Raw genomic sequence first — 13,619 nt, 5'->3', positions numbered from 1 at the left:
GAGGTAAATAAATCATTTTCAGTCGCTGATCTTATATCACCATTAAGATTCTAAGGGATTAAAAGGAACAATCCAGCCCTTAAGACGCGTGAGGTTTTCCACCTCAACTTGTATTTTCTTCAGCTTTGCCTCAGACACATCTGGCCCGACAAACACTTTGGTTAATACGCCATCTTTAGGATTTTCAGGGATAGTGTACGCTTTAAAACCGCTCTTACGTAGCTGTGCAATCAAGGCTTTAACATTGGTTGCATTGTTAAAACTGCCAAGCTGCAAGGTAAAGCCACTTTTTAAGCTGTCACGGCTCGCAGCACTGGCTTTAGGCGTTTCTGCTTTGGGCTTTTCAGTCTTAGCGACGGTTGGCGCTTTAGTCTCAGCTTTTTTAGCGGGCTCCGTTTTTACCGTCGCCTTAGGTGGCTCTTTTTTAGGTTCTGGTTTCGCTTCAGGCTTTTTAACTTCTGCTTGCTTAACCTCTGGCTTTTTCACCTCGGGTTTAACGTCCGCCTTAACGTCTTGCTTAGCGATGGCAGCTGACTTGTCACTGTCTGCATTATTGCCTGTCTCAGCTAAGGCAACATCAGCCCCACTTAGCGCGGCAGCATCTTCGGCCGACAAGACTTCAAACATATCATCGTCGGCTTTTTGCTGCTCAATCACAGTCGGACGCAAAGGAATTTCGGAAAACTGCTCTTCTTGGCGATCTTTTTTGCCATCCAAAATATCCGGCAAAAAAATCACTCCAAGCGCAACCAGCACCACAGTGCCGACTAAACGATTATGAAACTGGCTAGACAAAACGGACTTCCTGCATAAATTGAGACTTAAAACCTGCCACAGTGTAAAAGGAGCCAAACACAATTACCACATCATCTGGGTTAATTTGCGCTTTTAATGCCGACCATGCCTCAGCTATGCCCTCAAACTCAAATGCGCTGGCCTCGGGTGCTAAGGTTTTGCGCAGCATGGCAGAACTCGCGCCACGCTCACCATGAAGGCTCACTAAATACCAAGTGTCGACCAGAGGATGGATCACAGGCAACACGCCCGCAATATCTTTATCCTTCAACATGCCACAAAGGGCAAACACCCGCTTACCTACAGCCATTGGCGCTAATTGCTGCACCAAAAAACGCGCCGCATGGGGATTATGCGCCACATCGAGTAGCACTAACGGCTGCTCATTCACCCGCTCTAATCGACCGGTTAACCGAGCAGTGCTAATGCCCTGGGCAATAATAGCGGGCGCGATATTCGGCCAACCCTGTTCAATTACGGCCAATACCGTGGCCGCATTAGGTAGCGGCAAGGTCGGTAACGCTAAATCGTGCAGTTTGAGCACTTGGCCTTGAAAGTCCCATAAACTACCATGGACTTGATAACTGAATTCGTTGCCGACGCGATACAAGATGGCGCCAACCTCATTGGCAACATCATTGACGGTATGCGGCAAGTTGGGCTCGCCAACAATCGCAGCTTTACCGTGACGGAAAATACCCGCCTTTTCACGGCCGACGAGTTCACGGGTATTCCCCAGATAACTTTCATGATCTAAATCGACCGACGTCACCACACTAATGTCGGCATCGATAATATTGGTGGCGTCTAACCGTCCACCTAAACCGACTTCTAAGATGACTACATCCAGCTTGGCGGCTTTAAACAGTATCATGCCCGCAAGCGTGGCGTATTCAAAAAAGGTCAGGGAAATCTCAGCGCGCGCCGCTTCAATTTGCTCAAAGGCGGCGACAAAGGCGCTATCACTGGCGTCGCTGCCATTAATACGCACTCGCTCGTTGTATTTCAGCATGTGCGGCGAGCTGTATACGCCCACAGTCAAACCCGATAATCGCAGAATATTTTCCAGCATGGCGCAAGTCGTGCCTTTACCATTTGTGCCAGCGACTGTGACTATCTTGCTTTGACCTAAATCTAATAGGCCAAGGGTTTGCGCGACCTTAGAAACACGGGTTAATCCCATATCGATTTCGGTTGGATGTATGGATAACAAATAATCCAACCACTGTTCCAATGCTGCATTTGACGCTGGCGCTGTTAGCATGTCCGTACATCCTCGTATTCGATTATCTCTCAAATAAGATCTTTTCAATCCAACATGAATAATGGCCCAAGGGCGAGTTTAGGCAATTGATATTGTTCTGGATAAGTCACATCAACTAAATAAAGCCCATGGGGTTTAGCCGTCGCTGCGGCTTGGTTTCTGTCTTTTAACGCAAGCAAATCGCCCATCCATGTCAGCGGCTGATTGCCTAAACCGATTTCTAATAATGAACCGACGATATTGCGCACCATGTGATGTAAAAAGGCGTTGGCGGCGATATCAACAGTCACATACATGCCTTGGCGCGTAACATTGACGCAATGTACATTACGAAACGGCGTTTTTGACTGGCACTGGACTGCGCGAAAGCTGGTAAAATCTTGCTCACCTAAGAGTGCCTGCGCCGCTTGGTGCATTCTGTCTGCATCGATATCACCGTGATAATGGCTGACACCATGGCGTAAAATCCCAGGGCGAAAACTGTGATTATAAATCACATAACGGTAGCGTCTGGCGGTGGCCGAAAAGCGCGCGTGAAAACTGTCGTCGACTTCTTTAACCCAACGCACGGCAATATTATCGGGCAAATTGGCATTCACCCCTAAGGTCCATGCGCCTTCATTACGAATGGCATTGGTTTCAAAATGAACCACTTGGCCCGTGGCATGCACGCCCGCATCGGTACGGCCAGCGCAGAAGACGCCGATAGGCTCGTTGGCCACTATCGATAACGCCCGTTCTAATTGCGCTTGTACTGAATCGACTTCGGCCTGACGTTGCCAGCCAAAATAACCATTGCCGTCATATTCAATACCTAATGCAATCCGCATCCACTTTTCCTCACAATTGATTTAGCGGCGCATTTTATCACAGCAGCCCATAAAAAAAACGGCGCTGAAGGCGCCGTTAGGTTGAAACTCTCTCAATCGGGATTAACTCATCTCTTTGAGTAAACGTCCGGCTTCATCTTGCTGGCGCTCATTACCATCAATTTGCACTTCTTTGAGCAGGGCTTTGGCGCTGTCGCTGTCGTCAATTTCGATATAAGCGCGGGCTAAATCCAGCTTAGCGTTGACTGAGTTTTCTTCATCATCGACATCAATCATAGCGGCATCGCCGATTAAGGCTCCGACATCACTCATTTCCACGTCGACTTCCGAATACAAATCGGTATCAGTGCCGTCTTCATCGGCATCATTCAACAGCTTGTCGATGTCGATAAAGCCGTTTTCATTTTGGAAATTCGTTAAATCATGCTCAGGAACAAACTTCTTCTGCGCTTTGCGCGACTCTTGGGCATCGAGTGCCGCTAACGCTTCATCGACAGTGAGATCATCGACGAGTGAGAAACTGTCTTCCGACGTCAACACATCTTCATCGTCATCAAAATCGGTATTGGCCGTGAAAGCAGCGAGTACATTATCGTCGCTTAAATCGAGGCCTTGCTCAGAATCGTCAGCATCCTCTTGGGTATCGAGTTTAAAATCTTCACTAAAATCAAGATCGTTACGCGTCGCCTTAATCGGCTTCTCTTGAGTCGCATCATCCGGAGCCAGCGTATCAGCTAGCGAAGCATCGGCATTAGGCTCGACATCATCGACATCCGTTTCAGCGGCGGCATCGGTTGGCGTCGCAGCAGGTTTGGCCTTAGGCGCAAAATCAAGCTCTGAGTCCCAATCGAGCACGTGGGGATCTTTGCTCTTATTGGCTTTTAAATCATTAAAGAAAGAAGACTCTTTTTCCTTAACACTCGCTGCGGCGGTAGCGGCAGCTAAAGTGGCTGCTGCCGTAGTCAGGGCGTCAGAATCATCATCTTCACCCAACTCTTCGACTAACGAGAAAGTATCATCAGTACCGTCAATCGAGTGAGATGCACCAATACCTTTGAGTAAATTGTCTTCATCTGTGGCGTTATCGTCCGCGTCAAGCTGCGCCGTTTCCATATCGAAGTCGAATTCATCTTCATCGGCATCGAGTTGTTCTGGCACATCAAATTCAGCTAACAGCGCATCTAAATCTTCATCGCCTGACGCTTCGCCTTTTATATCTTCCGGTAACGAAGCTTCTAGCTCTGCGGCAATTTCTGCACTGATCGCATCATCTGCGGTATCGTTTTGTGCATCGTCTTCGGCATTGTCTTCTAAATCGACTTTGATTTCAGGCTCAGTATTAAAACTCGCCAACAACGAATCGATATCATCTGATTCATCTACCCCTAATTCATCCAATTCATCGTCTAACTCGGCGGCGATTTCAGCGCCAAGATCAGGTTCAGCTTCGGGTTCTGCTGGTTTATCGAAATCAGCTAACAGCGCATCAATATCGTCAGTGTCTTCTACGCCAAGTTCATCCAGCTCTGCATCTAACTCAGCGGCAATTTCAGCGCCAAGATCAGGTTCAGCTTCGGGTGCTACTGGTTTATCAAAGTCTGCTAACAATGCATCGATATCGTCAGTGTCTTCTACGCCAAGCTCATCAAGCTCTGCGTCTAACTCAGCGGCAATTTCAGCGCCAAGATCAGGCTCGACTTCAAGTTCTGCTGGTTTATCGAAATCTGCTAACAAGGCATCGATGTCGTCGGTATCTTCTACGCCCAGTTCATCAAGTTCGGCATCTAACTCGGCGGCAATTTCAGCGCCAAGATCAGATTCGACTTCAGGTTCAGCGGCTGGCGTTGGTTTATCGAAATCGGCCAATAGGGCATCGATATCATCAACCTCTTCTCCGCCCTGTTCATCATCTAGCTCATCATCGAGTTCTGCGGCGATGGCGGCACTGAGATCTTCATCGTCAGACTCAATAGATTCTGTTGCAGATTCTTTTGCCGTTTCTGGATCTTCAGCAGGAACACTAAACTCGGCAAGTAAGGCATCGAGATCATCGTCATCGGCGACGGCTTCATTGGCAGGTTGAGTATCTTCTACTTCAACGTCGTCTTCTTCAGCTAAATCGCTAGCAAAGTTTCGCTCTAATTCACTTAAATCGTCTTCAGCGTCAGTGTTGTCTTCTGAACCTAGGCCCGCTAATAGTGCATCGAGATCGGCTTCCTCAAGAATATTGTCAGATTTAGGTTTTTCCTCAACAATATCCTCTTCCTGATCGCCCATGGCTTCGGCCCACAGGTCATCAAGAGATTGCCCTTCGTCTTCAACCTCAGGTTCGGCAGAGAGACCCGGATCGACAAACATTTCAGACGCCATATCCATCTGATCGTTTGAGTCAGTCAAATCTTGCTCAGGCTGTAAATCGACGCTGCCCATATCAAGCAGACTATCGATAGAGTCGGCATGGTCGGTATCTAAATGCACCGCCATATCATCTAAGTCGTCATCATCCATGTCCATGATGGCAGTACCGGAAACGCCAGCAGCACCCGCGGCCATAACCGCTTCTTGCGCCTGCATTTCACGACGTTCTTTATTACGCTTACGGCGCAGCAACCAGAACACAGCCAGTAACAAGAACAAGGCAGGGATCACAGCGGCAGCAATCATTAACACTGGACTGTTGAGGATATTACGCCATAAATCATCGGGCTCAGCCGGCGCCTGAGTCTCAGCTTCAGCCGTTCCCGTTGCCATCTCTGGCGTTTGGGCAGCTTCAACTTCGGCTTTCAAAGCTTGATTTTGCAGTTTGCTGGCTTGCAGGGTTTCTTCTAGCACGGCAATGCGTTGATTCAATTCTTCAACTTTCACTTTTAGCGCTTCAACATCTGAAGTGCGGACAGTGAGTTGATCTTGGGTGCGAGCTAATTCATCGGTTAATGACAGATTTTTACTTTCTGCCGCTTCTAAGCGCGACGTTACATCAGAGCTCAGCATCTTAGGCTTATCTGGCGCCGGTGTTTCTACCACTGGCACTTTGGGCGGCGTCACTTTGGTTTCAGTGATAACTTTGGTTTCAGCAATCACAACAGGAGCAGTAACAGGGGCTTGCGTGGTCACTTTAGCAGCAGGTTTCTGCGTCGCTTTCGCTGGCGCACGGGATTGTCTGTCGCTTTGCTCTGCTCTTGCTATCGCCATACTATTGGGAATCGACAGCATGACTTCTTTAGACGGGATCAGCAGGATCATGCCACGTTCTAAACTGTTGTAGCTGGCAGAGTTAAACGCATGGGGGTTAGCATCGTATAACGCGGCCATCACTTGATAGACGCTGACACTGGCATCGGGACGGACTTTTTGCGCTATGCTCCAAAAAGTGTCTCTGGATGTCGTTGGGCCATATTGATGATTAACTTGACGGATCTGTCCGTCTGGACCCATGATTTTTAAGGGTTTTAATCTTGGCGTATCTGCTGCAACGGCGGGATCAATAAAATAAGCGGTAGAAGAAACAGCTAAAACAGTGGCCATTAGACCCACAAGATACGAAGTGCGAAATTTCATCAATCCTTCCCTTTGAAGCGCTATAAAGTTATCTCGCTGATAACAGGCTTTAGGCAATTGTATTTATTGAGATTACTATAAACCAGAAATCCCTGCCCTGCTACTGTTCACAATTGTAAAACAAAAAAAGCCTGCTGACAGCAGGCTTTTTCAATGGGCATGAAATGCAATCTCGTGCTTAGTAATAATCTCTCACTAAGATCTCGGCAATTTGCACACTGTTCAAGGCTGCGCCCTTACGAATATTGTCTGACACTACCCACAGGTTAATCCCGTGAGAATGAGAGATATCCTTACGAATGCGGCCAACATAAACCGGATCGGTACCAGCACCATCGGTTACAGCCGTTGGATAGTCATCATCTGACTCAAACAATACCACTCCTTCGGCATTACGCAGTAAAGCTTTAACGTCTTCTGCATCGACAGGCTGACGAGTTTCGATATTAATGGCTTCCGAGTGACCATAAAACACAGGTACACGTACCGCGGTTGCATTCACTAAAATCTCATCGTCACCGAAAATCTTCTGGGTTTCCCAGACCATTTTCATTTCTTCTTTGGTATAGCCATTATCCATAAATTTATCGATTTGCGGCAATACGTTAAAAGCAATTTGCTTTGGATAAACTTCGGCTTCAACAGGCAAACCTTGCAGCAGTTTAGTGCACTGATGCGCTAACTCTTCAATGGCTTTTTTACCTGTACCCGAAACTGACTGGTACGTTGCCACATTAATGCGGCTGATACCATAGGCATCATAAATAGGCTTAAGCGCCACTAGCATTTGAATGGTTGAGCAATTTGGGTTGGCAATGATATTGCGATTGCGGAAATCGGCGATAGCATGCGGATTCACTTCGGGTACGACCAAAGGAATATCGATGTCGTATCTAAAGTGCGAGGTGTTATCGATAACAACACAACCCGCTTCAGCCGCAATCGGTGCCCATTTGGCGGAAACATCACCCCCTGCGGAGAAGAAACCAATTTGAGCTTGGGTCCAATCGAAGGTTTCTACGTCGAGAATGGTAATTTGTTTGCCATGAAAGCTGACCGTTTCACCGGCGCTGCGGCTACTGGCTAAAGGGTACAAATTGGCAACCGGGAAATTACGCTCTTCGAGGATCTCTATCATTGTTTGACCCACTGCGCCCGATGCACCTAAAACGACAACATTAAATTCCTGTGACATAGCTACTGACCGACTCCTGAAAAACCTAAATTGGACAACCAATCTACCTCAGATTGACCGTCATAAGCCAGCGCCAATGCACTAAATTCGCGTCTATGTTGGTGATTTTTTCTCATAGTGTCGAAGCCATTCTCATTTAAGAATGTATTTCTGAACATCTTGTCATCGTCGCGCAAATCATAGACGAAACGCGCGAGCTGCAATAACGCTTTTTCATTCGGCGCTGTCGCAAGTTCGACCGCCTTAATGTTAAAGGTTGGCAAGAGATCCAGCAGGCTTTTATCGGCAGTAATATTCAACAACTGACACAGGTTTTGGTAGAGCATAAAAGTGCCGCGCGCCTTACCTTCTAAACTGTAACCTGCGATATGCGGCGTAGCAAATTCGGCCAATGGTACCAGTTCTGGCAGCGGTGTTGGCTCGCCTTCCCATACATCGAGCACTAATTTAAGATCGTCACGTTGCTGCTTCACTTTAATAAGCGCCTGATTATCTATCACATCACCGCGGCAGCAATTCACTAACCATGTATTGGGTTTGAGTGCCTTTAAGCGCGCCTCATCGAACAAATGCTTGGTTTTATGCTCGCCAGTGCGCGTGATGGGCACATGTAAACTGATGATATCGGCCTGCGCCATGATGGTATCTAAGCTCACAAAACTGCGCGGATCGCCCTCTGCAGCTTTGATGGGATCATTAAGTAGCACCTTAATACCATAGGCTTGCAAACATTTTGCCGTCGCAGTACCAGTGTTGCCCGCGCCCACTATACCGACGACCTTGCCCTTAAGCGGTGAATTGAAGCGCTGCGCTAGCTCCAGCATAGCGATAAAAGCAAACTCCCCGACCGCAGTCGCATTGCAACCTGGTGCATTAGAGAAGGGAATATTACGCTCAGCAAGATAGGCTAAATCCACATGATCTGTGCCTATGGTGGCACTGCCGACAAATTTCAGCTTGTTATTGCCTGAGAGCAACTCGGCATTCACTTTGGTGACCGAGCGCACTAATAGCACATCGGCCTCGCGCACTTGCTCGGCGGTTAACGTGCGGCCGTTAACAGGAATAATGTCCCCGAGATCGCCAAATAGCGGTTCAACATAGGGCATATTTTCATCGACTAAAATCTTCATGGGCACCTGATATAAAAAAGTGGGAATGGAAGGCATCAAGATGCTCGGTATTCTAACAAGACTAATGGGATAAATCCTTGTCAATGCAACAGGTTTACAAAAATCGCCCATAAAAAAGGGAAGCCTAAGCTTCCCTTCTATCGCGTTTGATAAACAAACTTATTTGAATTTACGCATCACTAGCGTGGCGTTTGTACCGCCAAAACCAAAGCTGTTACTCATGACTGTATTCAGCTCAGCATCGCGATATTCACGAACGATAGGCATGTCTTTCGCCGCGTCGTCCAGATTTTCGATATTGATGCTTGGGGCAATAAAGCTGTTTTCCATCATGATTAAGCTGTAAATCGCTTCATGTACGCCTGCGGCGCCTAATGCATGACCTGTCATAGACTTAGTCGATGCAATCGGTGGGCACTTGTCTTTGAAGACTTCACGTAGCGCTTCTAATTCACGCACGTCGCCCACTGGCGTTGAAGTGCCGTGAGTGTTGATGTAATCGATTGGGGTATCGACATCCATCATCGCCATTTGCATACAACGCACAGCGCCTTCGCCAGATGGCGCTACCATGTCATAACCGTCTGAAGACGCGCCATAGCCAATCACTTCAGCGTAAATTTTTGCGCCGCGAGCCAGAGCATGCTCTAACTCTTCAACCACTAAAATACCGCCGCCGCCAGAGATCACAAAACCATCACGGTCTGCATCATAGGTACGAGAGGCTTTTTCTGGTGTGGCATTGTACTTAGTTGACAGTGCGCCCATAGCATCAAAGCCCATGGTCAGCGTCCAATCCACTTCTTCAGCACCACCGGCAAACACCATGTCTTGCTTACCCATTTGGATAAGTTCAACGGCGTGACCAATACAGTGGGCGCTGGTTGCACAGGCTGAACTGATAGAATAATTCATGCCTTTAATTTTAAATGGTGTGGCTAAACAAGCGCTGGCCGTGCTCGACATTATGCGAGGCACAATATACGGACCAACACGTTTAACACCTTTTTCACGCAGTGTATCGGCAGATTGAACTTGGTTAGACGATGATGCGCCGCCTGTACCGACAATCAAACCGACGCGCGGATCTGAATACTGCTCTTCAGTTAAATTGGCATCGCTAACGGCTTCTTGCATCGCAATGTAAGCATAGGCAGCAGCATCGCCCATGAAGCGTAGCGCTTTACGATCGATATGCTCAGCTGGGTTTAACTTGATGTCACCCCATACGTGGCTACGTAACTGCATCTCTTCAAACTGAGCTGAATGCGTAATACCACTGCGGCCCGCTTTCAGTGACTCGGTCACTTCTTGCTTGTTATTACCGATACTTGAAACAACACCCATTCCGGTGATCACGACTCTTTTCATTTTATTGCTATCCATTGTGTACATGTCAGTACCTACTTTTCGCTGAGCCAATAGTATCTGTTTTGACTCAATTAAGTGGTCAGCTTTCCATAAAGGCGAGTAAAATAATGCCAATTATGAGACCGAGAGTAAATTTCTTTGACTGCAGAGCCCAATAAACCTTGCCAAATTAAGCGTGATTACCAGCAATTAATCAACCTTTATCCCGCAACCGCTGACACTGATGCACACTATCTCAGCAAGTTGAGCATTTATCAGCAGCGGGTATTTGAGGCTCATTCACAGCAAAAACTCTTAATATTAGGCCAAATTGGTTTAGGTAACGGGCTTGAACTCTTATCTTGGTGGCGCACTCAGGCGAATCCTAGCCAACGTTTACTCCTTAAGGTGTTCGAACCCAATCCGATTAATGCGTACGAACTTAAATTACTTTGGGATCAATCACTCGCTCTTGTGAAAGAAACCCCATTCGAGCCACATCTTGAATCAAAGCAAGCGTCAGCGTTGGAGTGTAAATCTAAGCTCAGCCAGCTTGCTCAAACCTTACTCGATGCTGAGCCGACGGCTATTATAGGTTGCCAGAGATTAATTTTTGATGACGGTCGTACCACTATCGACCTGCACTTTGGTGATATTCAAACCCAGCTCAGTTCACTCAGCCATTCGCCAATGCATCCGGTTCAACACTGGTTGATATTGCCTCACCTGCTACAGGCGCTACATCATCAAAGCCAATGGCAGATGGCAAAACTCAGTGACGATAGCGCGACCATTGCCACGATTGGATTAAGCGAATCGAGCGAATCAAGCGAATCAAGCGAATCAAGCGAATCAAGCGAATCAAGCGAATTAAGCGGATTAAGTGAAACAACAGTCAACCGTTTCCAAGCCTGTGGCTTTACTGTGAGCGATATCAATGAACTTGGTACCAAAGCTCTGGGTATCAATGAGCTGGGTATCCATCAGCCAGTCACATTGATTAATCACCAGCCTGACGCCGTACTGCTACACGAGCGCCAAGTCTTACGTCAGCAAGACGCTAAAGCCTATGCTTTTAATCCTATGGCTGCAATCTTATCCTCGGCGGCGCAAAGCTCGATTGCCATTATAGGCGGCGGCTTAGCCTCGGCGCATTTGGCGCTGTCTTTGGCTGAGCGCGGCCAAGGTGCACAGGTATTTTGTAAAGATGCCAAGCTAGGCCAAGGCGCATCGGGCAATCGCCAAGGAGCCATTTATCCGCTGTTGACCCCAGAAAATGACGAATTAAGCCGCTTTTTCCAACAAGCATTTTTATTTAGCCGACGTCGAGTGCAGGCGCTGACATCCACCCCAGCCGATAATCAGACGCCGATTTCCCATGATTTTTGCGGCGTATTGCAAACTGCCCACGATGAACGCAGCCAATTACGACTCGATAAAATCATCCAAGGCCAACCCTGGCCAAGTGAAATCGCCTACGCCGTTGATGCTGAGCAAGCCAATGCCATTGCCAAGATCAATCTCGATAAGCCAGGCTTTTTTTATCCCTTAGGTGGCTGGGTTTGCCCATTTGAATATGCCGAAGCTGCGATACAAAAAGCGATGCAACTGGCCGATGTTAGCGTCTCGCTCAATACCGACATCCTTGCCCTTGAACGCCAAAGCGATGGCTGGGTTTTGTTAACTGAAAAGGAACGTTTCGGGCCCTTCGCGCAACTTGTACTCGCCAATGGCGCAGAATTGACACAATTTGATGCCAGCAACAAATTACAAATTAGCCCCTTTCGCGGCCAAGTCAGCCATGTGCCCGCTCAATTTCAATTGAGTCAGCTCGCAACTGTGCTGTGCGCAAACGGTTATTTAACGCCGAGTCACCAAGGACTCCACTGCCTTGGCGCAAGTTACGTTAAAGAGCCTGAACATTTAGATTTTTGCCCGCAGGAACAACAAGAAAACCTCATGAAAATGCACGAGAGTTATCCGAACCAAAGCTGGCTTGCAGATATCGACATGAGTGGCAACAATGCCCGCGTCGGCGTGCGTATGGTGACGCGGGATCATTTCCCTATGATGGGCAGCGCGCCCGATGTGGCGAAAATCCTTGAGGATTATGAACAACATCAACTCACTAAAGAGAGTCGTCATTACTGGCAAACCACGCCAGCACCCGTGCATCAAGGACTGTATATTCTTGGTGGATTAGGCTCACGGGGACTCAGTTCTGGGCCACTGGCCGCCGAATGTCTCGCGGCGCAGCTTTGCGGCGAGCCAATACCGCTCGATAAAGAAACCCTGTGTAAACTCAACCCCAATCGCATGTGGCTGCGAAAATTGCTCAAGGGTAAAGCGCTCGAGGCAATCAATCGCTAGAAAAATAACGTTTTTGAGCACTATAAAAAAGGGATTAAGCCATGGCTTAATCCCTTATTTAAATGTTTTCTGTAAACCACTTAAGCGGCAGTGATGACTATCGTGTTATCTCTGCTGCTAGGTTCAAGGCTGCTAGACTTAAGACTGCTAGCTTCAGCATGTCGAGGTTTTCGCGGCGCTCTGGGCACTTTTACCCGAGTACGATTGTTGTTATCGCGGCTCTGACGAATAAGCGCATCGCCGCTTATGCTCGATGCTAGGCTTGCAGCCTCACGGTGAGATTTCGCCAATCTGTCGTATAACAGCACATTGACCGACGCAGCAAGATTCATACAACCGACCGTAGGCACATACACTACGGCATCGGCTTTATCGATAATCTCTTGGCCAATGGTGCCATCTTCAGGACCAAACACATAAAAGGCTTTCGCGGGATGGACAAAATCCGGCAGCGGCGTCGCGCCAACCACCAAATCCACACAGATAAGCTTAGTGTCCGCCGGAATCGAGGCGAGTAATGAAGTCACACCCGTGAGCGGAATGCGCTCTCCAGCATCCTTAGTATCGACATGGTATTGCACTGCACCCGAACGCGCGGCTAACTCGTAGCGCCTGCCAGTATAAAATACGCCATCGACACCATAACAACCCGATGCGCGCATTATACCGCCGACATTAACGGGCGTTTTAGGATTCACTAAACCGATAAATACTGTGCTGGCATCGAGCGTTTGCTCACTGGCTAATTCAGCACTTGGCATTTCTGTACTCGTTACTTCGGTACTAGTCACTGCAGTATTAGTCACTTGCTCGTTGTCAGTCATAGGCATAACGCTAGGCAACATCAAATTCGCCTACAATCCTTGCATGCAGCTGTGCCCATGCCTGTTCAACCAAGGCATAATCGGCATCATTTAATTCTTGGCGCGCGAGTGCTAAACAATCGGTCATTTTCAACATAAGGGCATCGAGATCGGTTGCACCCTGCGCTTCAAGTTGCGATAACACAACGGCGACATGACCCTGTAAATAGCCACAGGCAAACAAAGCATCGTCATCACCATGGCTGACTACACTGGCGATCCACTGTTCTAATGCGTCTTCGTAATGCTCTAACATTGGGT

10 protein-coding genes are annotated in these 13,619 nt (G+C 48.0%); 1 reads left to right on the top strand and 9 read right to left on the bottom strand.

Going from position 1 to position 13,619, the window contains the following annotated elements:
• Nucleotides 1-42: 42 nt before the first annotated feature.
• The 7 genes from dedD to fabB form a co-directional block, all read right to left on the bottom strand.
• Nucleotides 43-795 carry a cell division protein DedD gene (dedD, locus tag FW758_RS04715; protein ID WP_012089584.1) on the bottom strand — a complete coding sequence of 251 codons (753 nt, stop codon included), beginning with the start codon at nt 793-795 and terminating at the stop codon, nt 43-45.
• Entirely contained in the window at nt 788-2,059 is a 1,272-nt protein-coding gene (folC, locus tag FW758_RS04710) for a bifunctional tetrahydrofolate synthase/dihydrofolate synthase (RefSeq protein ID WP_446444778.1), read from the bottom strand. The genes dedD and folC overlap by 8 nt, the downstream gene beginning before the upstream one ends.
• Before the next feature lie 44 nt (nt 2,060-2,103).
• Complete coding sequence (truA, locus tag FW758_RS04705; RefSeq protein ID WP_446444777.1) at nt 2,104-2,889, bottom strand: tRNA pseudouridine(38-40) synthase TruA; 786 nt, start codon at nt 2,887-2,889, stop codon at nt 2,104-2,106.
• A gap of 102 nt (nt 2,890-2,991) precedes the next feature.
• A complete protein-coding gene (locus FW758_RS04700) occupies nt 2,992-6,447 on the bottom strand; it encodes a FimV/HubP family polar landmark protein (protein WP_446444776.1) in 3,456 nt (1,151 codons plus the stop codon).
• 178 nt (nt 6,448-6,625) lie between these two features.
• The gene (locus FW758_RS04695; protein ID WP_006082225.1) at nt 6,626-7,642 is read right to left on the bottom strand and encodes an aspartate-semialdehyde dehydrogenase; all 1,017 of its coding nucleotides are present in this window, start codon (nt 7,640-7,642) and stop codon (nt 6,626-6,628) included.
• A 2-nt stretch (nt 7,643-7,644) separates the two neighbouring features.
• The gene (locus FW758_RS04690; protein ID WP_427751042.1) at nt 7,645-8,775 is read right to left on the bottom strand and encodes a 4-phosphoerythronate dehydrogenase; all 1,131 of its coding nucleotides are present in this window, start codon (nt 8,773-8,775) and stop codon (nt 7,645-7,647) included.
• Nucleotides 8,776-8,934: 159 nt separating this feature from the next.
• Nucleotides 8,935-10,146, bottom strand: a complete 1,212-nt coding sequence (fabB, locus tag FW758_RS04685; RefSeq protein ID WP_037391053.1) for a beta-ketoacyl-ACP synthase I — start codon at nt 10,144-10,146, stop codon at nt 8,935-8,937.
• 138 nt (nt 10,147-10,284) lie between these two features.
• On the opposite strand from fabB, the gene mnmC reads away from it, so the two are divergent.
• A complete protein-coding gene (gene mnmC / locus FW758_RS04680) occupies nt 10,285-12,495 on the top strand; it encodes an FAD-dependent 5-carboxymethylaminomethyl-2-thiouridine(34) oxidoreductase MnmC (RefSeq protein WP_446444775.1) in 2,211 nt (736 codons plus the stop codon).
• 80 nt (nt 12,496-12,575) lie between these two features.
• Here the strand turns inward: mnmC and FW758_RS04675 are convergent, their stop codons facing one another.
• A complete protein-coding gene (locus FW758_RS04675) occupies nt 12,576-13,340 on the bottom strand; it encodes an RNA methyltransferase (protein ID WP_446444774.1) in 765 nt (254 codons plus the stop codon).
• Nucleotides 13,330-13,614 carry a YfcL family protein gene (locus tag FW758_RS04670; RefSeq protein WP_006082230.1) on the bottom strand — a complete coding sequence of 95 codons (285 nt, stop codon included), beginning with the start codon at nt 13,612-13,614 and terminating at the stop codon, nt 13,330-13,332. The genes FW758_RS04675 and FW758_RS04670 overlap by 11 nt, the downstream gene beginning before the upstream one ends.
• Nucleotides 13,615-13,619 lie beyond the last annotated feature (5 nt).

Source organism: Shewanella sp. 1180_01, from assembly GCF_052850535.1.
The sequence above is the reverse complement of the archived record's forward strand: the minus strand, read 5'-3'. Positions and strand labels throughout refer to the sequence as shown.

What these genes read in the sequence shown, in the direction of transcription:
- folC (WP_446444778.1), bottom strand. Translation starts at nt 2,059, where the DNA reads ATGCTAACAGCGCCAGCGTCAAATGCAGCATTGGAACAGTGGTTGGAT.
- truA (WP_446444777.1), bottom strand. Translation starts at nt 2,889, where the DNA reads ATGCGGATTGCATTAGGTATTGAATATGACGGCAATGGTTATTTTGGC.
- FW758_RS04700 (WP_446444776.1), bottom strand. Translation starts at nt 6,447, where the DNA reads ATGAAATTTCGCACTTCGTATCTTGTGGGTCTAATGGCCACTGTTTTA.
- FW758_RS04695 (WP_006082225.1), bottom strand. Translation starts at nt 7,642, where the DNA reads ATGTCACAGGAATTTAATGTTGTCGTTTTAGGTGCATCGGGCGCAGTG.
- FW758_RS04690 (WP_427751042.1), bottom strand. Translation starts at nt 8,775, where the DNA reads ATGAAGATTTTAGTCGATGAAAATATGCCCTATGTTGAACCGCTATTT.
- fabB (WP_037391053.1), bottom strand. Translation starts at nt 10,146, where the DNA reads ATGAAAAGAGTCGTGATCACCGGAATGGGTGTTGTTTCAAGTATCGGT.
- FW758_RS04675 (WP_446444774.1), bottom strand. Translation starts at nt 13,340, where the DNA reads ATGTTGCCTAGCGTTATGCCTATGACTGACAACGAGCAAGTGACTAAT.
- FW758_RS04670 (WP_006082230.1), bottom strand. Translation starts at nt 13,614, where the DNA reads ATGTTAGAGCATTACGAAGACGCATTAGAACAGTGGATCGCCAGTGTA.